Annotated in this window: 23 protein-coding genes; 14 read left to right on the top strand and 9 right to left on the bottom strand. The window is 36.3% G+C overall.

What is annotated here, in order from left to right; all coding sequences use genetic code 11:
* Positions 1–88: 88 nt before the first annotated feature.
* Positions 89–742 (bottom strand): hypothetical protein, encoded by a 654-nt coding sequence (locus tag GSF09_RS11085; RefSeq protein WP_159801366.1) that lies wholly within the window; start codon positions 740–742, stop codon positions 89–91.
* A gap of 472 nt (positions 743–1,214) precedes the next feature.
* On the opposite strand from GSF09_RS11085, the gene GSF09_RS11080 reads away from it, so the two are divergent.
* Positions 1,215–1,379 carry a hypothetical protein gene (locus GSF09_RS11080; RefSeq protein WP_159801364.1) on the top strand — a complete coding sequence of 55 codons (165 nt, stop codon included), beginning with the start codon at positions 1,215–1,217 and terminating at the stop codon, positions 1,377–1,379.
* Positions 1,380–1,757: 378 nt separating this feature from the next.
* Here the strand turns inward: GSF09_RS11080 and GSF09_RS11075 are convergent, their stop codons facing one another.
* Genes GSF09_RS11075 through GSF09_RS11055 form a run of 5 tightly spaced genes read right to left on the bottom strand, consistent with a single transcriptional unit; the run spans position 1,758 to position 6,837 of the window.
* A complete protein-coding gene (locus GSF09_RS11075) occupies positions 1,758–2,474 on the bottom strand; it encodes a bifunctional 2-polyprenyl-6-hydroxyphenol methylase/3-demethylubiquinol 3-O-methyltransferase UbiG (RefSeq protein WP_159801362.1) in 717 nt (238 codons plus the stop codon).
* Positions 2,474–3,196 carry a glycosyltransferase family 2 protein gene (locus GSF09_RS11070; protein ID WP_159801360.1) on the bottom strand — a complete coding sequence of 241 codons (723 nt, stop codon included), beginning with the start codon at positions 3,194–3,196 and terminating at the stop codon, positions 2,474–2,476. Before GSF09_RS11070 ends, GSF09_RS11075 begins: the two co-directional genes overlap by 1 nt.
* 38 nt (positions 3,197–3,234) lie before the next feature.
* The gene (locus GSF09_RS11065) at positions 3,235–4,569 is read right to left on the bottom strand and encodes a lipopolysaccharide biosynthesis protein (RefSeq protein WP_159801349.1); all 1,335 of its coding nucleotides are present in this window, start codon (positions 4,567–4,569) and stop codon (positions 3,235–3,237) included.
* A 17-nt stretch (positions 4,570–4,586) separates the two neighbouring features.
* Positions 4,587–5,606: an NAD-dependent epimerase/dehydratase family protein gene (locus tag GSF09_RS11060; protein ID WP_159801347.1), complete on the bottom strand. Its 1,020-nt coding sequence runs from the start codon at positions 5,604–5,606 to the stop codon at positions 4,587–4,589.
* A 1-nt stretch (position 5,607) separates the two neighbouring features.
* On the bottom strand, positions 5,608–6,837 hold the full coding sequence (locus GSF09_RS11055) for a WcaI family glycosyltransferase (RefSeq protein ID WP_159801345.1): 1,230 nt from the start codon (positions 6,835–6,837) through the stop codon (positions 5,608–5,610).
* Between the two features lie 240 nt (positions 6,838–7,077).
* On the opposite strand from GSF09_RS11055, the gene GSF09_RS11050 reads away from it, so the two are divergent.
* The 3 genes from GSF09_RS11050 to purD are packed head-to-tail and all read left to right on the top strand — an operon-like array spanning position 7,078 to position 10,699.
* A complete protein-coding gene (locus GSF09_RS11050) occupies positions 7,078–8,061 on the top strand; it encodes a UDP-glucuronic acid decarboxylase family protein (protein WP_159801343.1) in 984 nt (327 codons plus the stop codon).
* The gene (locus tag GSF09_RS11045; RefSeq protein WP_159801341.1) at positions 8,062–9,408 is read left to right on the top strand and encodes an undecaprenyl-phosphate glucose phosphotransferase; all 1,347 of its coding nucleotides are present in this window, start codon (positions 8,062–8,064) and stop codon (positions 9,406–9,408) included.
* A 19-nt stretch (positions 9,409–9,427) separates the two neighbouring features.
* A complete protein-coding gene (purD, locus tag GSF09_RS11040) occupies positions 9,428–10,699 on the top strand; it encodes a phosphoribosylamine--glycine ligase (RefSeq protein WP_159801339.1) in 1,272 nt (423 codons plus the stop codon).
* Here purD and GSF09_RS11035 read toward each other — a convergent pair.
* Positions 10,694–10,924 carry a uracil phosphoribosyltransferase gene (locus tag GSF09_RS11035; RefSeq protein ID WP_159801337.1) on the bottom strand — a complete coding sequence of 77 codons (231 nt, stop codon included), beginning with the start codon at positions 10,922–10,924 and terminating at the stop codon, positions 10,694–10,696. The genes purD and GSF09_RS11035 overlap by 6 nt on opposite strands.
* A 48-nt stretch (positions 10,925–10,972) precedes the next feature.
* Between GSF09_RS11035 and GSF09_RS11030 the strand changes: the two genes are divergently transcribed.
* Positions 10,973–11,902, top strand: coding sequence for a DUF6427 family protein (locus GSF09_RS11030; protein WP_159801335.1), 930 nt, complete (start codon positions 10,973–10,975; stop codon positions 11,900–11,902).
* On the opposite strand, the gene upp is transcribed toward GSF09_RS11030, so the two are convergent.
* Complete coding sequence (gene upp, locus GSF09_RS11025) at positions 11,897–12,550, bottom strand: uracil phosphoribosyltransferase (RefSeq protein ID WP_159801333.1); 654 nt, start codon at positions 12,548–12,550, stop codon at positions 11,897–11,899. The two genes, GSF09_RS11030 and upp, sit on opposite strands and share 6 nt — an antisense overlap.
* A 66-nt stretch (positions 12,551–12,616) precedes the next feature.
* On the opposite strand from upp, the gene GSF09_RS11020 reads away from it, so the two are divergent.
* Both GSF09_RS11020 and GSF09_RS11015 read left to right on the top strand, forming a co-directional pair.
* Positions 12,617–13,222: a DUF4254 domain-containing protein gene (locus tag GSF09_RS11020; RefSeq protein ID WP_159801331.1), complete on the top strand. Its 606-nt coding sequence runs from the start codon at positions 12,617–12,619 to the stop codon at positions 13,220–13,222.
* 52 nt (positions 13,223–13,274) lie between these two features.
* Complete coding sequence (locus GSF09_RS11015; RefSeq protein ID WP_159801508.1) at positions 13,275–14,270, top strand: glycosyltransferase family 9 protein; 996 nt, start codon at positions 13,275–13,277, stop codon at positions 14,268–14,270.
* 107 nt (positions 14,271–14,377) lie between these two features.
* On the opposite strand, the gene GSF09_RS11010 is transcribed toward GSF09_RS11015, so the two are convergent.
* On the bottom strand, positions 14,378–15,430 hold the full coding sequence (locus GSF09_RS11010; RefSeq protein WP_159801329.1) for a ferredoxin--NADP reductase: 1,053 nt from the start codon (positions 15,428–15,430) through the stop codon (positions 14,378–14,380).
* 131 nt (positions 15,431–15,561) lie between these two features.
* Here GSF09_RS11010 and GSF09_RS11005 point away from each other — a divergent pair, with 131 nt between their 5' ends.
* The 7 genes from GSF09_RS11005 (at position 15,562) to GSF09_RS10975 (ending at position 22,916) form a co-directional block, all read left to right on the top strand.
* A complete protein-coding gene (locus GSF09_RS11005; protein WP_159801327.1) occupies positions 15,562–15,909 on the top strand; it encodes a PadR family transcriptional regulator in 348 nt (115 codons plus the stop codon).
* Positions 15,910–15,913: 4 nt separating this feature from the next.
* Positions 15,914–16,528, top strand: coding sequence for a hypothetical protein (locus GSF09_RS11000; RefSeq protein ID WP_159801325.1), 615 nt, complete (start codon positions 15,914–15,916; stop codon positions 16,526–16,528).
* Positions 16,521–17,135 carry a hypothetical protein gene (locus GSF09_RS10995; protein WP_159801323.1) on the top strand — a complete coding sequence of 205 codons (615 nt, stop codon included), beginning with the start codon at positions 16,521–16,523 and terminating at the stop codon, positions 17,133–17,135. Before GSF09_RS11000 ends, GSF09_RS10995 begins: the two co-directional genes overlap by 8 nt.
* On the top strand, positions 17,135–17,830 hold the full coding sequence (locus GSF09_RS10990; protein ID WP_159801321.1) for a hypothetical protein: 696 nt from the start codon (positions 17,135–17,137) through the stop codon (positions 17,828–17,830). The genes GSF09_RS10995 and GSF09_RS10990 overlap by 1 nt, the downstream gene beginning before the upstream one ends.
* A gap of 59 nt (positions 17,831–17,889) precedes the next feature.
* The gene (locus tag GSF09_RS10985) at positions 17,890–19,362 is read left to right on the top strand and encodes a DUF5687 family protein (protein WP_159801319.1); all 1,473 of its coding nucleotides are present in this window, start codon (positions 17,890–17,892) and stop codon (positions 19,360–19,362) included.
* A 12-nt stretch (positions 19,363–19,374) separates the two neighbouring features.
* Positions 19,375–20,073, top strand: a complete 699-nt coding sequence (locus GSF09_RS10980; protein ID WP_159801317.1) for an ABC transporter ATP-binding protein — start codon at positions 19,375–19,377, stop codon at positions 20,071–20,073.
* 140 nt (positions 20,074–20,213) lie between these two features.
* Positions 20,214–22,916, top strand: a complete 2,703-nt coding sequence (locus GSF09_RS10975) for a tetratricopeptide repeat protein (protein WP_159801315.1) — start codon at positions 20,214–20,216, stop codon at positions 22,914–22,916.
* Positions 22,917–22,923: the final 7 nt, after the last annotated feature.

The raw sequence follows: 22,923 nt of genomic DNA, 5'->3' as shown, positions 1-22,923 counted from the left end.
AGAGGAAAAAACAAAGTAGGACTACCATAACTTTAGTTGACTATAATTAAAATTCTTTAATTCCTTAAATCCAGAAGCACTTTATATATTAATCAGCAGGTAAAAAACCATCTTTTAAATCATCACCTCTCATCCTGAAATCATCAAGCTCTGGAGAACATGGAAACTGATCATAACATGGTGCTTCTGCATAAAACCCGTAAATTACCTGTTCTTTATTATTTGGTGTTATATATGTTTTCTTTTTAAAGCGGACACTCTTTTTAAACTTTATGGCTGAAATATCTACTGGTTTATAAAGGCGACTATATAAATTATTATAAAAAAACGCCCTATAGTACGGATACGCCTGTACATGTAAAGACAGTAATAAAATAATAGTGAAAATAACTATGCTATTGCTTTTTAGCTGATATTTTGTTTTAAACCGTTGTGCAATAAGTAAAAGTGACAACAAGCCGAGGAATAAAATAAAACCGAAAGAAAACCTGAAATCAGGAGCCTGTAACCACAGTAAAAAGCATATATAGGAAATTATAAAAAAGACAATTAATTGTAGTTTTATCTTCTTTAAAGACGTGATTATTATTAAAGGCGAAATAGCAGACAAAACGAATAGTACTTTGTTTATAAAGTCAACACGTGACCACCATATTTTAAACCATTCTGTAAAACTCATACCCATAACTAAACTATAATCTTGAGTATAGTCGCGCGCCCAGGCATAAATCCTGTTTTTCATGATTTTCACTTTTTCCACAGGAATTTTCCAGTCAAAAGAAAAAAGGTCTACTTCGTTTAATGGGTATATTATGTAGCCTGTTATAATAATGTTTCTTATTATCCAGGGCAGGATAAAAAAACTACTATATAACAGAGATTTTAAAATTGCTTTGTATAAATTTTTGTTTGTAATGTAAATACAGTAAAAGCTTATAAGTATAACAGGTATTATTGAAATTTTTAAAGTTATACAGTATAAGGGAAGTACAGTGTATATAATACTTTTTGATTTTATACTTGTACTGCTAACCAATAAATTAATTAAGATATATGATATAAGGATATTAACTAAAATATCAGAATTGGGGGATGAAATATAGGGGATATATTGCTGAGCAAATAAATATAGAAATACAATTAAAAACAGCGAAATTAACCTGCTTACTGTTTGGGTAGAAATTAGCCATAAAAGCCATGTACAAAACACAAGCATGGCAAGAGAATTAATAATAAATATGTATTGGCTAAAAATACCATTAAAAAGAAAGCCGGCACTTAAAATAAACATTGAGGAGTTAAACCCAAATCTTTCGTGGATATTTACCAGTCCAGGTATAACAGGATACTGTTCTGCCCATTGTATGGCATTTATATGATAAAGGTAAGTGTCAAAATGTAAAGGCTCCTGTATGGAATAAAGCAGGATAATGGGCAACAGTAAAATCAGGAACAGCAAAAACAATTTTTTATATTCAAACCTAAAGTTTATAATTTGCTGCTTAATGTTTTTGGTAAAAACTATAATAAGTGCAGCAGCCACTATTAATAAAATCAGGGCGGTGCCGTTTGTAGGTAATAATAATGACCATATGTTTAAAATAGCCCCAACTGTGCATAACCCTATAAAAAAGCTATCAAAAAAATTATAGGATTCGTAATTTTTTTTATCAGCAATCAATAGGAATTTATATCCGAAAGAATAAAATATTAAAGTAGTCAGTAGGAAACATACAAGTATAATTACCATGACAATTTTATTTTTCTGCAACGCATATTACGGATAACCCAAATTTTTTAAATGTAAGGTAATCAGCTAATTTAAAAACAGGCACCAGTTTATTAAAAATTCCCATTTGCCCCTCGGGTATAGTTTTCTTTTTTAGGATGCGGCCACTTAAAAACCATCCTAAAATGCCAATTAGGTTAAAATAGAATAATTTTTTTACCTTAAATTTATTTTCTTCAATTATGACTTTTAAACTCTTGGCAGTATACCTCCTGAAATGCTCAAGCTCAACATCAAAAGTATTAAACAAAGCCTGGTAGGCAGGTACTAATATCACTATTGTCCCGTTACTTTTAAGTAGTTTTTTGCAATTGGCTATGGCTTTACTATCATCTTCAATATGCTCTACCACATTTAATGCAAAAACAGTATCAAAAGTTCCTATGATAGAAGCATATTCAGTATCAAAATCAGGGTGTACCAAATCAAGTTTTACAACCGGATTATTAAATTTTTTTTTCAATATATCGCAGTAATTATCTCTTAAATCACTTAAAACAATATCTTTTCCATCCTGTATAAAATATTGGGAGATATTACCTATACCACTACCAATTTCAAGTATTTTGCCACTGCAGTTTGCAGAAATGATATTATACATCCACCTGTTAAACCTATCGGCATTTTCTATTACTGATAATGTTGTGTGTCCTTCTACATCAATTTCTTTTACTGCTTTGTTCATTATTTTATTTTAAATAATCCATACTTAATTATACAATATATGGCCCTGAAACCATCTTTCCAGCCTATTTTTTTACCTTCTTCATAGGTCCTGCCATAATAGGAAATGCCCACTTCATATATCCTTATTTTTGGAACACGAGAAATTTTGGCTGTAACCTCAGGCTCAAAGCCAAACCTGTGTTCCCTTAATGGAATGTCCTGTATAATATCGGTACGAAACATTTTGTAGCAGGTTTCCATATCAGTAAGGTTCAAATTAGTAAACATATTACTTAAAAATGTAAGAAACTTATTTCCTATTGTATGCCAAAAAAATGATATCCTGTGCGGTTTTCCGCCAATAAACCTGCTGCCGAAAACAACATCGGCAAAACCATCTAAAACCGGCTTGAGCAATAAATTATACTCTTCCGGGTCATATTCCAAATCGGCATCCTGAATTATTAAATAATCTCCGGTTGCTTTTTTAATACCCGTATGCAGTGCCGCGCCTTTACCTTTATTTATTTCGTGTTTGTAATATTGAATATTCAGGCCTGGATTTTCAGATATATAGTTATGTATCGCCTCTTCCGTATTATCTTTAGAAAAATCATTAATAATAATAATTTCTTTTTCAATATTATTTAAAAGCTTTACAGCCTTAAGTTTATTTAATATCAAATGAATGGTTTTACCTTCATTATAAGCAGGAATAATTACAGAAAGTTTGTTAAGCATTGTAAATTTTGGTCTTAATTAAAAGAGCTTTAAAGAGTTTATTTATTAATTCGCCTGATTACGGAATAGCATTCGTAGGGTAAAAAAATTATCCATAGTACTAATAACAGCAATGTAGAAATAACAACACTGTTAATTCCGAAATCCAAATATATTAAATAAAATGTTAAAGGAATTTTTAATGCTACACTTATTAATAAAATTGCTATATACTTATTTAATTTACCAATACCGTTAAGAAAAAAAGTATAAAAGGTAAGATAAATCCTTAAAGATGTTACAACAGCTATAAGGGTTATCATATATCTTGGTATAATAAGTTTTTCCGAAGAAATCCATATTGGCATTATATATGGGCATAGCACGGCCAGGATTATAATAAATATAAGTATAGCTATAAAATAAATATTAAATTGTTTAAATCTCCTATACAGCCCCTTATCGTCTTTATTAAGATAGTCGGCAGTAAACATTGACCATAATGGCGAAATAGCAGCAAAAATAATCATTATGGGAAATTGAAAGATGCGGTTTACAGTATCATAGGCTACTACATCTTTAGGGCCAAAGCTGTTGGAAATTAAATAATTATCTACAGAGAACATGAACATCATACCCAGTTGGATAATCATATACTTTGTGCCAAGTTTTAAAATATCCGCTATAAAATTGAGAGTCGGTTTCTTTTCGGTCTTTAAATCCAGTTTTTCCATCTTAAAAAACCTGAGCGTGTAAAAAGCATTTACAAGAAAACAAAAACCACCATTTAAAACCGATACAAGAATAAGTTTATTCTCAACAGTTAAATCCGAAAAAAAGTAAATACTACCCAAAAGCAGGACCATAAAACCAAATTGGTTAACAGCAAGCGATTCTTCAGAATATTTACCTTTTAAAAATGCAACATATAAAGATTTATGGGTATTGGCTACAAATACAACACAAAAGAAGAAAATATTTAAAAGAAAAAGATTATTAACAAAAGCACGACTGTGAAAATTGATACTGAAGAGGACTTTTATATCAATTAAGTAAACAAGTATTGCAAAAAATATAAAAATACCTGCAGCAATTAAGCCGGAAATTTTATAAGTAGATTTTATATAGCTTTTTAAAAGGTCATATTGCTTATTGTGCCAAAAAAGCGGAACCTTTGTTTTTAAGGAACTCTGAATGCCAAAATCCATTAATAATACCCATTGAAACAAAGTGAAGACTAAAACCCAAAGGCCATAATTTTCCTTGCCAAGGTACATTATCATTAACGGGATGGAAATAAAAAGCGAAAGTCCGGATAAGCCCTTATAAAAACCACTCATTATTAAATGATTGTCTTTTACTTTTCTTAAAAAGGCTTTCGGACTTTCGATCATAATATTTCAGAAAGAAATTATCCGTTTACAGGTGCAGCGTCCTGATGAACTTTTTGGTCAATCCACACATATGTTTTTTTCATTCCTTCCAATAATGGTTCTGAAACTGCCCAGCCGATTTTTTCTTTGTATAAACGGTTGTCAGAGTTTCTTCCCCTAACACCTGTTGGGCATTTAAAGCCGTATTTATCAAAAAACTCCTGCCCTTCAATATTTTTTATAGAAATATTTTTACCGGAAATATCAATTGCCATTTGCGCAAGCTGGTTAATGGTAACCATTTCTTCCGACCCGATATTTACAGGGCCTAAAAAGTCTGATTCCATTAGGCGTAAAACAGCCTCTATACATTCATCAACATATAAAAAAGATCGTGTCTGCATACCATCACCCCACACTTCAATACTTGTTCCGGGGACAGCTTCGGCTACTTTACGGCACATAGCCGCCGGAGCCTTTTCCTTGCCGCCTTTCCAGGTTCCCTGTGGGCCAAAAATATTATGAAAACGCGCAATACGCACATCAAGGTTATAGTTTCTGTTAAACGCAAGGAATAAACGCTCTGAAAACAGCTTTTCCCAACCATATTCAGAGTCAGGATTTGCAGGGTAAGCAGAACTTTCCTCGCAATTTGGGTTTAAAGGGTCTAGCTGGTTGTATTCAGGATACATACAAGCCGATGAGGAATAAAATACCTTTTTTACTTTTTTGGTTATTGCTTCTTTAGCTACATTAAGGTTTATAAGGGCAGAATTGTGCATTACATTTGCATCATTCTCACCGGTAAAAATATAACCCGCACCGCCCATATCGGCAGCAAGCTGGTATACTTCATCAATATTTTCATCAATAACGCGCGAAACGGTAACAGGGTTGGTTAAATCTCCTACTATAAATTCATTACAAATTTCATCGTGAGAAAAATATTCATGTTCTTTAATATCGCATATCCTTACAAAGTTCCCTTCATTTTTTAAGCGCTTGGCTAAATGGCCACCAATAAATCCGCCACCGCCCAAAACTACAATCTTTTTCATATTATAAATTTTCAATTTTCTCAATAAAAGAATTTAAAATCATCTTTTTTGAAAAATTATTAATCATATACTCCCTGGCTTTTTCACCTAATGATGTACATAAAGCACTATTATTTTTAAGTTCCAGGATTTTATCAGCAATTGTATCTATATCTTCATTTGTATAATACCCTTCTTCCTGGGATAGTTTTATATGCTTGGCAACTTCTGACTGTAAATCACCGGTAATTATAGAAGGCCTTGCACTACTCATCATACCCAGTATTTTTGATGGCATTACTGAATCAATAACATCCGATTTTTGAAACAGTACATGCACATTTGCACTGCACAGCAGGTTTGGTAAATCCTTATAAGGTATGGGTTCAAAATACTTTACAAATCCCAAAAGCCCTTCTTTTTTTAACCTTTCCAGCAGTTCATCCCTGTATGCGCCTTCGCCCACTAAAATAAACTCTATATCTGTATAAACAGAAAGTTTTTTTGCTAATGTAATATAAACATCCCAATTCTGCTTTTGCCCTATGTTACCAGAATATAAAATACTGAATTTTTCTTCTGAAATAAAAGGATGCTGCGAATATTTTGCAGGATTGATAAAATCAACATCCACCCAGTCAGGAAAAAAAACAGGATTGGTGTGAGGTGCTTTTTTCTTTATCCTTTCCACCATATTATAGCTGATGGAACTTATTATATCTGATTTTGTAAATAAATAGTTCTCAATTTTGTAAAGCATTTTTTTAAAGGCCTTCGAAACAAAATTTTCTTTAAGCAGGCCAGATTCATAAGCCGCATCAAATTCAAAATCTTTTATGGAAGTCCACAATTTTGCTTTAAGCCTTTTTTTAAGCAGCATGCCCAGCATAACATTGGTTGTAAAGGGGATGTTGCAAAAAATAAGGTCGGCTTTCTTTATTTTATTCAGGTTAAAATAGTTGCCGTAGTTAAAGGAAATTATGTGGAGTATCCTGTAAAAAAAAGTCTGGTTTTTAGGCACAAAAAATTTGTACCTGTAAATTTTTACACCATTAATATCTTCTGTATAAAAACGGGGCTTATCTTTATATTCAGTAGGAATTTCCCATTTAGGATAATATGGAAAAGCAGTAATTACAGAAACATTATAACCTTTAGTAACAAGAAACTCCGCCAGTTGAGAAGTATAAAGGCCAATAGCCGTATCTTCAGGGGCATAATTTACAGTAATAAAGGTAATATCTTTAACCATATTATAATTAAACCGTTTAACGGTTTTGGTAAATTTAAATTTTAGCTTACATCTCCACTCTTCATAAATGAAATGTTTGCAAATATAAATTTATGTAATTAAATTTTTTACTTTTTTTGCAACAGAATTAGAGATATAGCGAATATTTAAATATAAGTACTATAAAAATAATGCTTTTTTTATTTAAGTAAGTTGTAATTTTGCTATTTTGTCGGTCAAAACAATTGCCAAAAATTATATATGAAAAGGATACTCATTACCGGAGCTGCAGGTTTTCTTGGCTCGCACCTTTGCGATAAATTTATTAAGGAAGGCTACCATGTTATTGGAATGGATAACCTGATTACGGGAGATTTAAAAAACATTGAGCACCTTTTTAAGCTTGAGCATTTTGAGTTTTACCATCATGATGTTACAAAGTTTGTACATATTCCCGGCAGGCTTGACTATATTCTGCACTTTGCCTCTCCGGCCAGCCCTATAGACTATTTAAAAATACCCATACAAACATTAAAGGTAGGCTCGTTAGGAACTCATAACCTTTTAGGCCTGGCAAGGGTAAAAAAGGCACGGATATTAATTGCATCCACCTCCGAAGTGTATGGAGACCCTTTAGTACATCCGCAAACTGAAGATTACTATGGTAATGTAAATACCATAGGCCCAAGAGGGGTTTATGATGAGGCTAAGAGGTTTCAGGAATCAATTACCATGGCATACCATACCTTTCATGGGGTTGAAACAAGGATTGTAAGGATATTTAATACTTATGGCCCGCGTATGCGACTGAATGACGGTAGGGTTATACCCGCATTTATAGGCCAGGCATTGCGTGGGGAAGATTTAACTATATTTGGTGATGGAATGCAAACCCGCTCATTCTGTTATGTAGATGACCAGGTGGAAGGTATATACAGGCTGTTATATTCTGATTATTCGTTACCGGTAAATATTGGTAACCCCGATGAAATTACCATAAAGGATTTTGCTGATGAAATCATTAAGCTTACCGGCACCAGCCAAAAGGTAATTTATAAACCCCTGCCTGTAAACGACCCTTTACAACGCCAGCCCGACATAACAAAAGCTAAAGAAATTTTAGGATGGGAGCCAAAGGTTTCGCGGAGTGAAGGAATGAAAAGAACGTATGAATATTTTAAATCTTTGTCTTCAGACGAATTGCTTAAGGAAGAGCACAAAGATTTTTCAAAATATATTTTTTAAGTGCGAAAAAAAACAGGACGATATTCAGGTTATGTAAGGCCGTTTTCTTACATACTGGACTTAGTTGTAATAAATAGCTTATCGCATTTTATGCTATGGGATAATTTCCAGACATTATCCTATCACCTCTTTATATCTTTTTCCTGGATAATAGTTGGTTATTACACCGGCTTTTATGAGGTTTACAGGTACACTAAAGTAATACAGATTCTTGGAAAGGTTTTAAGGCAGCTAATAGTATTCCTGATACTTAATTTTGCTTACATAGGCTATTATCTTGCCATATCCGATTCGGCGCAGATAATACAGTTTGTAGGCTTATCAATGCTTGTTATAGCAACAGCAAAAATATCTGTGTATTACGCTTTAAGGAGGTTCAGGGTTGTTTTTGGGGGTAACTACAGGAGGGTTGTTGTTGTAGGGAGTGGAAAAAGTGTAAAGCAGCTTATTGAATTTTTTAATGAAAATCCTGATTATGGTTATAAGCTGGAAGGCGTATATCCGCTTAACTCAAAAGAAGAGATAGACGATTGTTTTGATTTTGCCATTAACCATAAAATTGATGAGATATACTGTTCCTTGTCAAGCCTTGGCACCAGGGATATTAACAGGTTTGTAGATTTTACCGATAACAATTTAAAAATACTTAAATTCCTTCCTGACAGTAAGGAAATAATAGCCAGGAATTATATATATGACTATTACGGCTACATACCTATAATATCTTTGCGTAATATTCCTTTAGATGAAACGGTAAATAAAATTATAAAAAGGCTTTTCGATATAATTTTTTCGCTGGTTATTATAGTTGGCATTTTATCATGGCTTACCCCTTTACTGGCAATATTAATTAAACTTGAATCCAAAGGCCCAGTGTTTTTCAGGCAGAAAAGAAATGGTTTAAACTATCATGAGTTTTATTGTTATAAATTCAGGTCTATGAGGCTTAATGATATAGCGCATATTAACCAGGTTTCAAAAAATGACCCCCGAATTACAAAAATTGGTAAGTTTATAAGGAAAACCAGTATAGATGAACTGCCGCAGTTTTTTAATGTACTGTTCGGCAGTATGTCAGTGGTAGGCCCAAGGCCGCATATGGTTAGCCATACCGAAATGTATGCCAGGCGGATTGATAAGTTTATGGTTAGGCATTTTATAAAACCCGGAATTACAGGTTTGGCGCAAACCAAAGGATTCAGGGGAGAGGTTGAAACAGACCATGATATAATATACAGGGTTAAATATGATATTTTTTACCTGGAAAACTGGTCGTTACTGTTAGATATTAAAATCGTTCTCCAAACGGTGTACAACGCATTAAAAGGAGAAGAAAAAGCATACTAAACACAAACAACAACACAACATGAAAATTTTACTGCTTGGCTCAGGCGGAAGGGAACATGCACTTGCCTGGAAAATGCTTCAAAGCCCTCACTGTACAAAACTTTATGTGGCTCCCGGCAACGCGGGTACAGCTGCTGTTGCAGAAAATGTAAATATAAACCCTCTTGATTTTGAAGAAGTAAAACGTTTTGTATTGGGAAACGCTGTTGAAATGGTAATAGTGGGGCCTGAAGACCCATTAGTGAACGGGATTACTGACTTCTTTAAATCGGATGAAGAGCTTACCAAAATTCCGGTTATAGGCCCATCAAAAACAGGGGCGCAGCTGGAAGGCAGTAAGGAATTTGCCAAAAAGTTTTTAATTAAGCACAATATACCTACAGCAGCCTACAGCAGTTTTACTAAAGAAACTGTTGAGCAGGGGTGTGATTTCCTGGCTACCCTAAAACCACCGTATGTGCTTAAGGCAGACGGGCTTGCTGCAGGAAAAGGCGTATTGATACTTAACGATATTGAGGAGGCCAAACAGGAATTGCGCAATATGCTGGTAGATGAAAAGTTTGGGCAGGCAAGTACAAAAGTAGTGATAGAGGAGTTTTTAGATGGTATAGAGCTAAGCTGCTTTGTGCTTATAGATGGCAGCAGCTATAAACTCCTGCCTATGGCGAAAGATTACAAGCGTATTGGGGAAGGTGATACAGGGCTTAATACAGGAGGTATGGGAGCTGTTTCTCCGGTTCCTTTCGCAGACGCTGAATTCATAAAAAAAATCGAGGAACGTATTGTTAAGCCTACGGTTAACGGACTAAAACAGGATGATATAGATTATAAAGGATTTATCTTTATAGGGCTTATAAAAGTGGGTAATGATCCTTATGTAATTGAATATAACGTGAGGATGGGCGACCCTGAAACGGAGGTGGTAATGCCAAGGATAAAATCAGATATTGTAGCACTTTTTATGGCAGTGGCCGAAGGAAAGCTTGAAGAAAAGGAATTGGTAATTGATGAGAGGAGTGCTACTACTATAATGGCCGTTTCCGGCGGCTATCCGGAAGATTATGAAAAAGGGAAGGTTATAAGCGGGCTTGATGAGGTTAAAGACTCTATAGTATTTCATGCAGGCACAAAATTGCAGAATGGCTCGGTGGTTACTAATGGCGGGCGTGTACTTGCCGTTACATCATATGGGAACGATTTTCGCGAAGCCATAAAAAAATCCTATCAAAACTTAGCACTGCTTAATTTTGATAAGATTTATTATAGAAAAGATATCGGTTTCGACCTATGATAAAAATGAATGTGCTGTAGTATCCTGGTCGTCGTCGTTATTTTCTTTATAGATTTTAAGCTGCTTAATCCAGTACCAGGTTGCTGCACAGCATATAATTATAAATATCCAGGTAATTATATTAGCCGTCCACCAGTTTTTTAGTTCAAGTGCGCGTATAAGGTCAAGCGGCACAAAAAGTATATCTGTAAAAAGGTATCCTATAGCTTCAAAAAATGCTCTCATTTTTAAACAAGTATTATATTTACACCCACAAAAGTATAAAATAATCACATGCTGGCAAGTGTTTTTAAAAAATCAAGACCTATAAATTATGTTATTATAGGTGTAACTTTGATTTTATTTTATTTTTTATACCTGCTTAAAGATACTGCCTGGACGGGAGACTATCTTGAAATACTCAAAAAATCAGGGTTATTGCTCTTGCTGGCGGGTTCATTATTCCTTGTAAATTTCATTACCCATAAAAATGTTTTAAGTAAAGCCAATACTTATGCCATGTTTATTTTTATGGTGTTTTTAATACTTTTTCCCACTATACTTGTAAACCAAAATATAATTATATCCAACTTTTTTCTTTTACTGGCATTACGCAGGCTGATATCATTGCAATCACTTATAACACCAAAGGAGAAAATATTTGATGCCTCCTTCTGGATATTTGCATCGGCTATATTCCATTTTTGGAGTATACTTTATTTGGTATTGGTTTTTATATCCATCATTTTTCACGTATCGCGCGACTACAGGAACTGGATAATACCGTTTATAGCTTTTTTTGCAGTGGTTTCAATATATTTCATGGTAATGCTTATGGCGGGCCATAATATACTGCATGAATTACAGGAAAATATAAGGATAAGTTTTGATTTTACTTATTTTGAAAACATTTATCAAAACATAGCACTTGCCATATTTTCTTCAGTAGCTGTTTTTTTCTGCTTCCCCTATACTGTTTCCATAAGCAGCAAGCCGCTAAATCTTCAGTCGTCCCATAAAAAAATATTGTTTTCATTTCTTTTGGGAGTGGGCATTTATGTACTTTCTGCTGATAAAAACAACAGCTTCCTTGCCTTTACGTTTGCCCCTCTTGCCATTATGGGAGCCAATTACCTGGAAAGCCAGGAAAATACATGGGTTAGGGAAATAGTGATAAGCCTCATAGTAATTATAGCACTTTTTTTATTTATAGTACAGCTATAGTTTACTGCCATAAGCCAAATCGCCCGCATCGCCAAGGCCCGGTACAATATATTTTTTCTCATTCAGCTTTTCATCAAGGGTGGCAATCCATAAATGGCAGTTTTCCGGCAGGTGTTCCTGCAGGTATGCCACACCTTCGGGGGCGGCAATAACCACCGCTATGTGCAGTTCTTTTGGTGTTTCCTGTACCAGCAGCTTTTGCAGTACGGCAACGAGTGACTGCCCTGTAGCCAGCATAGGGTCTATTACTATCAGGGTTTTGTTATTAAAAGAAGGCGCAGCCTGGTATTCTACTAAAATCTCGAAATTATCATCATTATTCGGGTGGTGCCTAAATGCGGAAACAAATCCGTTTTCTGCATCATCAAAAAAATTCATAAAGCCGGTGTGCAGTGCCAGCCCTGCCCTTAATATGGAGCAAAGTACCACATTGTCTTCCAGCACATAGGTTGATTTAAAACCCAGCGGTGTTTTTACCTCTTTAGGTTTGTATGCCAAAACCTTACTTAGCTCATAGGCCATTATTTCCCCAATCCGCTCAATGTTTTTCCTGAAACGCATACTGTCTGTCTGAACCTCAGTATCACGAATTTGTGCAAGGAAATGATTTAAAATACTGTTTTGCTCCGAAATGTAATGAACATGCATGGGGATATTATTTGTATTAGCAGGATAAAAGTATTAAAACTATATTTGTAAATAAAATAAAGAAATATGTTTTCTAGTACCGCATTTCCCATTTTTGAACAAAGTATAAGGGATTACCACCAGTATGACAATGTAGACCAGCCGATTAACAATCCTTTCCATAAGGATAAGATAGAACATTTGCTGTATGCAAAAAACTGGATTGATACCGTACAGTGGCACCTTGAGGATATTATAAGAAATCCGGAAATAAACCCGGTTGAAGCCCTTGCCCTTAAACGCAGGATTGATGCTTCTAACCAGGAGCGTACCGATATGGTGGAATATATAGACAGCTTTTTTTTACAGCGTTATGCAGGTGTTGAGGTAAAGGGCGATGCAAAGATAAATTCTGAAAGCCCGGCATGGGCCATAGACAGGCTATCTATACTTGCACTTAAAATTTACCATATGAACGAGGAGGCAAACCGAGAGGATGCATCGCCGGAACATAAGGCCAAGTGCAGGGAAAAACTTGATGTGCTGCTGGAACAGAAGAAAGACCTTTGTACTGCTATTGACGACCTTTTGGCCGATATAGAGAATGGGGATAAATACATGAAGGTGTATAAACAGATGAAAATGTATAATGACGAGGAACTAAACCCGGTTTTATACCAGAATAAAAAATAATTCCCGGCACGTGCCAGGCATAAAACATATAATAGTAATAAGGCTCTCAGCTATGGGCGATGTCGCAATGACTGTACCTGTACTGAGGGCTTTAACTTTAAAATATCCCGGTGTAAAAGTTACAGTAGTTTCCAAAGCATTTTTTAAACCGCTTTTTAAGAATATTCCCAATGTAGCTTTTTTCGCTGCCGAACCTGAGGGCAGGCACAAAGGGTTGGCAGGGCTTTTAAAGTTATATAAGGAACTGGCTTCCCTTAAGCCGGATGCTGTTGCCGACCTGCATAATGTACTTCGTTCTAAAATAATAACTGCATTATTTACCCTGTCAGGAAAAAAAACGGCAACTACAAATAAAGCACGGTCGGAAAAAAAAGCACTGACACGCACTAATAATAAAATATTTAAGCCGCTTACACCGGTAACTCAGCGCCATGCCCAGGTGTTTAAGCAGCTTGATTTTCCTGTTGACCTTTCAGTACCTGTTTTTCCCGAGAGGGAGCATCTTGCTGATGAGGTATTGCAAATTACAGGGCAAAAAATTGGCAAATGGATAGGTATTGCGCCTTTTGCCCAGCACAAAGGCAAGGTTTATCCTCAAAACCTGATGCAGCAAGTAATAAATCAACTGGCCGAAAAACCCGGTTATACATTATTCCTTTTTGGAGGGAAAAATGAACAGGTACTATTGCAAGGCTATGCTTCTGATAAAGAAAACTGCATTGTACTGGCTGGCAAAATAAGTTTTGAACAGGAAATAGCATTTATAAGTAACCTTGATGTAATGCTTAGTATGGATAGCGGTAATTCGCATATAGCAGCTATGCTGGGTGTTAAGGTGGTAACGCTTTGGGGCGCAACGCATCCTTATACAGGGTTTGCACCTTTTAACCAGCCATTGGAAAATGCGCTTACTGCCGACCGTGAAAAATATCCGTTATTGCCTACTTCAGTTTATGGCAATAAAGAAGTAGAAGGATATGAGGATGTTATGGCGACTATTAAGCCGGAGGCTGTAGTGAATAAGGTTGAAGAAGTTTTATTACGATAAAACTATTTTGCTTTTAAATCAAATTGCCATTCTTGATTAGAGGGGCCTCATTTAAACCGAAGCTCTGTATCAGGAATGGCAATTAAAATACTATCATAAATTATTTATTATACATCATCATAATCCACATAAATTTCGGGCGATGTAGGGTGTGCCTGGCAGGTTAATATTAGTCCTTCTGCAATTTCGCTGTCGGTTAGTATGGCGTTTTTACGCATTTCGGCAGTACCGCCTGTTATGCGGGCCATGCAGCTGCTGCAAATACCACCCTGGCAGGAATAAGGCGCATCAAGCCCCTGTTTTAAGGCCGCATCCAATATTGTCATTTGCTGCGACATTATAAAGGTTGTTTCCTCATCATCAACCAAAACAGTAATTTTAGTTTGCCCGTCAAGGTTTTCCTCAATTTTCTTTTCGGCAATAGGGGTAGAGAAAAGTTCGAACTTAATATTTTTCTCCGGGATGTTATTTTCCCTTAAAATATCATTTACAGTGGTAATCATTTCTTCCGGCCCGCACAGGTAAAATTTAGAAAACTCCTTTTCTTTATGCTTGTTCTTTATTACAAAATTTACAGTTGAGCGTTCAATACGGCCAAAAAGGGCATCATCTGCCTTTGCCTGGCTATATACAAAGTGTACAAAAAAACGGCCTACATATTTTTGCTGCAGGTCATGAAGGAAATTATGGAAAATAGTATCTTCAGGTGTTTTATTGCCATAAACCAGTACAAAGGTACTTTCGGGCTCGCTTTGTAAAACCGATTGTATGATAGATAAAACGGGAGTTATACCACTGCCTGCGGCAAAAGCGGCATAATTGCGCTGCCTTTCCGGTTTAGGTTCAAATACAAATTTGCCTTCGGGCGTGCCTACTTCCATAGTGTCGCCTGGCGCAAGCTTTTCATTGGCAAAAACAGAGAATCCGCCGTTTTTTACAGCCTTTATGGCAACACGAAGCTCGTTACTGCCGGGAGCCGAACATATTGAATAGGCTTTACGCACCTCCTCGCCCTCATATTGTGTTTTTATATTAATATACTGGCCTGCAACAAAGTTGTAATCTTCTTTAAGGTTTTCAGGTATTTCAAAAGCTATCGAAACAGCCTGCGGCGTTTCGCGCCTTACGTCTTTTATTTTAAGTGTATGGAATGTTGACATTTAAATGCGTATAGTTATTTAGGCAAAATTAAACATTCCCCGAAAGCAAATAAAGTTTATGTGATTAAAAATATACCTAAAACTATTATGCATAAGAAAATTATGTATATTTGAAATGATAAAATTATGGAATGAAAAATTCTCAATTGTATAAAGGCAGCCTTAACACTATAATTATGAAACTGCTGGAGGAAAACGGCAGGATGTACGGCTATGAAATTACCCAAAAGGTGAAACAGATAACGCAGGGGGAACTTAATATAACCGAAGGGGCTTTATACCCTGCATTGCACAAGCTGGAGGCAGAAGGCATGCTGGATGTGGAAATGGAAAAAGTAGATAACAGACTGCGAAAATATTATAAGCTTACCGAAAGCGGACAAAAAGAAACAGTAAACCGCCTTGCTGAACTTGAGGAGTTTATACGTAATATGCAAAATCTTGTTACACCAAATATAAAACCAGACCTGCAATATTAATAGTATGAAACTGACTGAAAAACAGATAAGCAAAATACAGGAATATGTAAATAGGGATGGCATTTTTTATGCGGATATATGCCATGAAATGACTGACCACATTGCTGCCACATTGGAAGAAAGGCTTGAAAAGGATGATGTTGGTTTTGAAGAAGCACTTAAAGAGTATATGAATTCTCATCAAAAAGTTAAGTTATTAACTGCTGTAAAAGAGCAGCAAAAAATAAAAGACGGGTTTTACCGCAGTTATTTTTTAAAACAATTTATTACCGTAAGGGGCATATTGGCTTTTTTAAGTGTTTTTACAATATTTTATTTATTGTCAAATATTAGCTATGTAATAGTAGATGTCTTTACCATTGCATTATATCTATTACTGTACTGGGCTTCTTTGGGGCGGCATCTTATTAAAATTAAAGTTAGCCCTTCATTAATTCACTTTTATAAAGAAACCATGCTGTACTTTCTTTTCCCGGTGCTGTTTATGCAGCTGCGAAGATTTTTTAAAGAGGAAGAATGGTTTTTATGGGCTAACTTATTTATAATCGCACTTTGCTACACGGGAGTATATGCGGTGTACCTAACCAATCAACAATACTTAAAGAAAAACTATGCATAAATTAAACCTGGAACAGTTAAAATTTATTGACACGTATCTTAAAAATTCAGGCATAGAATATGTAGATGTGCGTATTGAAATGACTGACCATGTGGCAAGTGCAATAGAAGATATGGAGGGCGATTTTCTGGATTGTTTTAAAGAATACATGCTGCAGCATAAAAAGGAACTTCTTAAATCAAAGTATAACTTTATGTGTGCCGCAAGGAAAAAAGGCTTTAAATATTTGGGCAAAACTATGGTTTCGCCTTTATTCACTATTATATTTTTACTGCTTAGCATCAGTTTGGCAGTAGTGATTAAATATGAAGGGCCCCGGCAGGCTATAGATATATTTATGATAGTATACAGCCTTATAGTTATAACTATATTTATACACTTTTTTTATAATTATGGTATAGCAAAAATAAAGTACTCTGTGTCAGACAGGCTGCTTACCTCTGCAGTTGCCATTTTATATTGGATTGTAATGGTACTACACCCTGAGCGCATAATTAAGAATGAAATAGTGCTATCGGTTTATTATGCTTTTATATTTTATTTTTTAATAGCTGTTTATTACACTTTTATCAAATTGATCAATAAGTATAAATTGCAGTATAAGTAATGGAAAAAAAAGTTTCAGCAGCGCAGATAGAACAATTGTATGATTTTACACGAAGGCACTTTGTAGAACATTATGACCTGCAAACTGAACTTGCCGACCACCTTGCGAACACCATAGAGCAGCAGTGGAAGCAAAATCCTGATATCAGCTTTGAAAAGGCACTTGATGCGGCATTTAAAGAGTTTGGCATTTTTGGCTTTTCTGATATAGTGGAGCGAAGGAGAGCGGCTTTAACCAAAAGGTATAACAGGTTTATATGGAAACAGGTTAAAACTTTTTTCCGCCTGCCAAAAATTCTGTTAGCGATAGTAGCAACTTTTACTGTATATAAGCTTATACAGTTTTCTCCTCTTATATTCATCGGGCTGCTGTTTCCGGTTTTCATTATAAGCATAAGGCGTATGTATCTGCTGAATAAAAAGTATAAAGCTAAAAATAAAAATACAGGCAAACGCTGGATGCTGGAAGAAATACTATACAGCTTTGGCGGCCTTGGCGTTGCATTAAACGGGCCTTTGCAAATGTATATACACATACCAGAAGATATGATGGCGCCCTGGGTAACATTATTGTTTTCTGTTGTATTTGTGCTTTTTATTCTATATGATTATGTGATACTATATATAGTCCCTGCAAAAGCAGAAAGCCTGCTTGAAGATACTTACCCGGAGTACAGGTTGGAAAAATCATCCTGAAAATTGTAACTTTCGGGAAATTTTTACTACTAATTTCATAAACAAAACAACCAGATACAATGTTCAGGAAATTTTTAGCCTTGGAGTGGAAATCCTTTTTCCGTGCTTCATCTTTTACCGGCAACATGGTCATGAAAATAATCATGATTGTAGCGGCCATTTATTTTGCAGCCATTTTTTTTCTTGCCGGCTTCGGTACTTATTATTTAATTGAGGAAAGCCTTAATCAGGACCCGTTAGTAATAGTTAGCAAATTTGCACTTTATTACCTGGTTGTTGATATTGTTATAAGGCTGTTCCTGCAAAAAATACCGGTAATAAATATCAGGCCATTGCTTACGCTTCCTATTAAACGAAGCACTATTGTAAATTTTGCCCTGGGTAAAACAGCCGTTTCTTTTTTTAATTTACTGCACGCTTTCTTCTTTGTGCCATTTTCGCTGGTACTAATAAAAGAGGGGTATGATGTTGTTAATGTTGTTTTTTGGCACTTGGGGATGATGGCACTATTGTACTGCAATAATTTCCTTAATATACTACTGAATGATAAAGATAACCTGTTTATTATTTTTATAGTTATGCTTGCCGTTTTTGGCGGGTTGCAGTACTATGAAGTTTTTGACATAACAAAATATACATCGACATTTTTCCATGGCATGTATGCTACAGAATATCTTTTTATAATACCATTAATACTGCTTGCCATACTTTATGCAGTATGCTTTAAGTACTTAAAAAATCACCTTTACCTGGATACAGGTTTAAAAGGCAAACAGGAAGAGGCAAAAACGGAAGATTACACCTGGCTTAATCAGTTTGGCGCGCTGGGAACATTCCTTAAAAATGACATTAAGCTTATAAGAAGGAACAAGCGCTCTAAAACTACCATGTTTATGAGTTTTATGTTTCTTTTCTACGGGCTTTTGTTTTTTACCGGGTCTCTTGAGGTATATGATAACCCAATGTGGAAAATGTTTGCAGCAATATTTGTTACCGGTGGTTTCCTGTTTACATTCGGGCAGTTTGTGCCGAGTTGGGACAGTGCCTATTACCCTTTGATGATGAGCCAGAACATTCAGTACCGTGAATATATATCGGCAAAATGGTGGCTGGTTGTTATTGGTACAGCCTTAAGTACCCTGCTGGCATCGTTCTATCTTTATTTTGGCTTGGATATTTATCTGTTGGTTATAGTAGGCGGTATATATAATATAGGGGTAAATTCCCACCTTGTGCTGCTGGGCGGGGCATTTATTAAAACACCTATAGACCTTGCCTCCAGTAAACAGGCATTTGGAGATAAAAAGGCATTTAATACACAGACTTTCCTTTTGTCGCTGCCAAAACTTTTACTCCCCATACTATTTTATGCGCTTGGCTATTACTTTGTAAATGAAATAATGGGTTATGCCCTTGTGGCAGCAGCCGGAATATTAGGCTTAGCTTTCAGGAACAAGGTTTTTACCAGGATTGAAAAAGTATATAAAGCGGAAAAGTACAAAACCCTTGCAGCTTATAAACAAAAAAATTAAACCACAACAATTATGATACAGGTAAGCAACTTAAGAAAAACATATAACGGAACAACCGTACTTAATATAGGCAGTTTAACCATACCCAAAGGCGAAAGCTTTGGCCTTGTAGGTAATAACGGTGCAGGTAAAACCACTTTTTTCAGCCTGCTGCTGGATTTGATTGAACCCTCGGCAGGGCAGATAAAAAATAATAATATACCGGTTAATGAAAGTGAGGCCTGGAAACCGTTTACCTCGGCATTTCTGGATGAAACATTCCTTATAGGCTACCTTACCCCTGAAGAGTACTTTTATTTTATAGGCGAGCTAAGAGGGCAAAACAAAGCAGACGTTGATGCCCTGCTTAAAAAGCATGAAGATTTTTTTAATGGTGAAATACTAAACCGTAAGAAATACCTTCGCGACCTTTCTAAAGGGAACCAGAAAAAAGTGGGAATTATAGCCACGCTTATAGGCAGCCCCGAAGTAATTATACTGGATGAGCCTTTTGCCAACCTGGACCCTACCACACAGTTCAGGCTTAAAAAAATTATAAAGGAACTGGCCGATGACCCGGAAGTAACCATATTAGTTTCCAGCCATGACCTTGCCCATACCATAGAGGTAAGCAACAGGATAGTAGCCTTACAAAAGGGTGAGGTGGTTAAAGACATACAAACCTCGGCAGAAACGCTAAGGGAACTGGAAGAATTTTTTGCAGTACAATAAAATTACCCCGCCCATGCGGGGTTTTTTGTATTTCCCTATTTTTTATGCAAAACCCTTTCACTTAACAAAAAGAAACGTATTTTTACCCCTCTTTATACTAAAAGGGCATTTTACAAGTTAGGATAAAAAAATGTTTTGCATTGAAAACCAGTATATATAAATATTTTCTTTCACTAGGGATCCTTGGTTTTTTAATAGCCTGTTCCACCAAAAAAAATACTTTCATTACCCGTAATTTCCACGCGGTAACCACCGAGTATAATGTGCTTTATAATGGCGACCTTGCCCTGCAGGCAGGGCTTAATGATATTGCCACAACCTATACTGATAATTTTTGGGAAGTACTGCCCGTAGAAAGGATGCAGGCTACCGAAGAAGAAAGGGGGCCGGAAGATAAAAAGAACCCTAATTTTGAAAGAGCCGAAACCAAAGCTACAAAAGCCATACAAAAGCACTCCATGTATATAGGCGGCACCGAAAAGAACCCGCAAATGGATGAAGCCCATCTTTTGCTGGGAAAATCAAGGTATTATGATAACCGGTTTATCCCTGCGCTGGAGGCATTTAACTACATTTTGTATAAGCACCCCCAAAGCGATAAAATTAATGAAGCCAAGGTGTGGCGTGAAAAAACCAACCTGCGCCTTGAAAATGAGGGCACTGCAATTAAAAACATGAGGCAGCTTTTAAAAGAGAAAAGCAGCGAAATGGACGAGCAGGTTATAGCCGATGCCAATGCTACATTGGCACAGGCTTACATAGTAACCGGAAATTTGGACAGTGCTGCCATAATCTTAAAAGAGGCAGTTGAATATACTGAAATCAAAGAACAAAAAGCACGTTACCGTTTTATCCTCGGTCAGCTTTATGAAAAAATGAATGAGCCGGACAGTGCCTACAGTTATTTTCAGCAGGTAATTGAAATGAAAAGGAGGTCGCCAAGACGGTATGTCATTCAGGCACACGCAAGGCAGGCAGCACAGTTTGATTATGCAAAAGGCGATACCCTTGCCTTTATGGAAAAATACCGGGACCTGCTTAAAGACAGGGAAAACAGGCCCTACCTTGATGTTTTAAACCACCAGGTTGCATTGTTTTATGATAAGCAGGATAATGATGAAAAGGCAAGGTATTATTATAATAAATCATTAAGGGCAGAATCTAAGGACAGGTACCTTAAGGCGTCAAGCTACAGGAATATTGCCGAAATGGATTTTGAAAATGCCCGCTATGTAAGTGCAGGTAATTATTATGACAGTACCCTTGTTTACCTTGACGCACGGGGCAGGGAATACAAGTTAATAAAAAAGAAAAGGGACAATCTTGCCGATGTAATAAAATATGAGGCTATTGCAAACACGAATGACAGTATTTTACACATAGCTTCTTTACCCGAAGCCGAACGTGTTGCTTTTTTCGAAAAATATATTGAAAAACTTAAAAAGCAGGATGAGCTTGAAAAAGAGCGACTGGAAAAAGAGGCACGCAGGCAGGAAGCTATGGCTGCTGCGTCGGCAAATCCATTAGCAAATAACATAGCTGCCAAAGGCGGGCAGATGATGAGCCGTGGCGACAAAGGTATGGCGCAGGAAGCGGGTGTTTCCGGCCGTATGTCAAAACAGGAAGCTTTTGATCAGATGTCGGCAAAAAACAGGGGCATCGGAAGCGTACCCGGTGGCACAAACACAGCGGCCGGAGGTAAATTTTATTTTTACATCCCTTCAACGGTTGCCTATGGCAAAATGGAATTTAAAAAGAACTGGGGTGGGCGCCCGCTTTCAGACAACTGGCGATGGTCGGCCGAGCAGCGCAAGCAGGGCAAAGATGTTAATACTGATAATGATACGGAAGCAGAAGATGAGGTTGCTGTCAAAGATGCTGAAGCAGAAGACCCAAGATACTCGTCTGATTTTTACCTGAAGCAGCTGCCAACATCTCAAACAGTGCTTGACAGCCTGGCTAAAGAAAGGAATTTTGCCTATTACCAACTTGGTATTATTTATAATGAAAAGTTTGCAGAATACAGGCGCGCGGCTGATAAGCTTGAAAAGCTTTTGCAAAATAACCCTGAAGAAAGGCTTGTGCTACCGTCTTTATACAACCTGTACAAAATTTATGAAATTTTAGACCCTGCCCGGGCGGAGTTTTACAAACAAAAAATACTTACGGATTACAGCGACAGCAGGTATGCCGAGATTATTCGCAACCCTTTGTCAGAAACCATAAACCAAACCAGTCCCGAAGCAGTTTATGCATCGTTGTATAAACAATATGAGGATGGAAAGGTAAGGCAAGTATATGCCGAACTGGAAAATTATATTAACCGCTATACAGGGGAAAACATAGTTTCTAAATTCGAACTGCTTAAGGCCTATGTAACGGGAAGGCTTCTTGGTGTTGATGAATATAAAAAGTCACTGAATTTTGTTGCCTTAACCTACCCTAACAGCGCAGAAGGCAAGCAGGCCGAAGTAATGCTGCAAAAGGATATACCAATGCTGGAAAGGCTGGATTTTGGCCAGGCATCCATGAGCTGGAAGATAATATTTAAATTTGACAGCCCGAATGATCCTAAAATTAAGCCGCTTAGCGATAAAATATTGAAGTTTATTAAAGAAGGGCTTAACAACAGTATAACATTATCTAACGATATTTACACCTTTAACGAAAACCTTTTGGTAATACACGGCTTTAACAGCAAGCTGGCAGCCGAAGACGCGGTGAGTATATTAAAGGACTATAAAAAATATAAAGTTGCCGAAACACCTATAATAATTTCGGCTGAAGATTATAAGGTAGTACAGATAAAAAAGAACTTAAGTCAATATCTATCGATAAAATAAAAGGAAA

This window comes from Flavobacterium sp. MK4S-17, from assembly GCF_009848495.1.
Classification (GTDB): domain Bacteria; phylum Bacteroidota; class Bacteroidia; order Flavobacteriales; family Flavobacteriaceae; genus Flavobacterium.
Note: the sequence above shows the minus strand (reverse complement) of the source record. Positions and strands in the feature narration are given on the sequence as shown.

Bases quoted from the DNA above. Each gene is read 5' to 3' on its own strand.
- GSF09_RS11070 (WP_159801360.1), bottom strand. From the start codon at position 3,196: ATGCTTAACAAACTTTCTGTAATTATTCCTGCTTATAATGAAGGTAAA.
- purD (WP_159801339.1), top strand. From the start codon at position 9,428: ATGAAAATTTTACTGCTTGGCTCAGGCGGAAGGGAACATGCACTTGCC.
- GSF09_RS10990 (WP_159801321.1), top strand. From the start codon at position 17,135: ATGGAAAAAAAAGTTTCAGCAGCGCAGATAGAACAATTGTATGATTTT.
- GSF09_RS11030 (WP_159801335.1), top strand. From the start codon at position 10,973: ATGCTGGCAAGTGTTTTTAAAAAATCAAGACCTATAAATTATGTTATT.
- GSF09_RS11075 (WP_159801362.1), bottom strand. From the start codon at position 2,474: ATGAACAAAGCAGTAAAAGAAATTGATGTAGAAGGACACACAACATTA.
- GSF09_RS10985 (WP_159801319.1), top strand. From the start codon at position 17,890: ATGTTCAGGAAATTTTTAGCCTTGGAGTGGAAATCCTTTTTCCGTGCT.
- GSF09_RS11080 (WP_159801364.1), top strand. From the start codon at position 1,215: ATGGCAAGAGAATTAATAATAAATATGTATTGGCTAAAAATACCATTA.
- GSF09_RS11010 (WP_159801329.1), bottom strand. From the start codon at position 15,430: ATGTCAACATTCCATACACTTAAAATAAAAGACGTAAGGCGCGAAACG.
- GSF09_RS11005 (WP_159801327.1), top strand. From the start codon at position 15,562: ATGAAAAATTCTCAATTGTATAAAGGCAGCCTTAACACTATAATTATG.
- GSF09_RS10980 (WP_159801317.1), top strand. From the start codon at position 19,375: ATGATACAGGTAAGCAACTTAAGAAAAACATATAACGGAACAACCGTA.
- GSF09_RS11050 (WP_159801343.1), top strand. From the start codon at position 7,078: ATGAAAAGGATACTCATTACCGGAGCTGCAGGTTTTCTTGGCTCGCAC.
- GSF09_RS11060 (WP_159801347.1), bottom strand. From the start codon at position 5,606: ATGAAAAAGATTGTAGTTTTGGGCGGTGGCGGATTTATTGGTGGCCAT.
- GSF09_RS10995 (WP_159801323.1), top strand. From the start codon at position 16,521: ATGCATAAATTAAACCTGGAACAGTTAAAATTTATTGACACGTATCTT.
- GSF09_RS11000 (WP_159801325.1), top strand. From the start codon at position 15,914: ATGAAACTGACTGAAAAACAGATAAGCAAAATACAGGAATATGTAAAT.
- GSF09_RS11085 (WP_159801366.1), bottom strand. From the start codon at position 742: ATGAAAAACAGGATTTATGCCTGGGCGCGCGACTATACTCAAGATTAT.
- GSF09_RS11020 (WP_159801331.1), top strand. From the start codon at position 12,617: ATGTTTTCTAGTACCGCATTTCCCATTTTTGAACAAAGTATAAGGGAT.
- GSF09_RS11055 (WP_159801345.1), bottom strand. From the start codon at position 6,837: ATGGTTAAAGATATTACCTTTATTACTGTAAATTATGCCCCTGAAGAT.
- GSF09_RS11035 (WP_159801337.1), bottom strand. From the start codon at position 10,924: ATGAGAGCATTTTTTGAAGCTATAGGATACCTTTTTACAGATATACTT.
- GSF09_RS11015 (WP_159801508.1), top strand. From the start codon at position 13,275: ATGGGCGATGTCGCAATGACTGTACCTGTACTGAGGGCTTTAACTTTA.
- upp (WP_159801333.1), bottom strand. From the start codon at position 12,550: ATGCATGTTCATTACATTTCGGAGCAAAACAGTATTTTAAATCATTTC.
- GSF09_RS11065 (WP_159801349.1), bottom strand. From the start codon at position 4,569: ATGATCGAAAGTCCGAAAGCCTTTTTAAGAAAAGTAAAAGACAATCAT.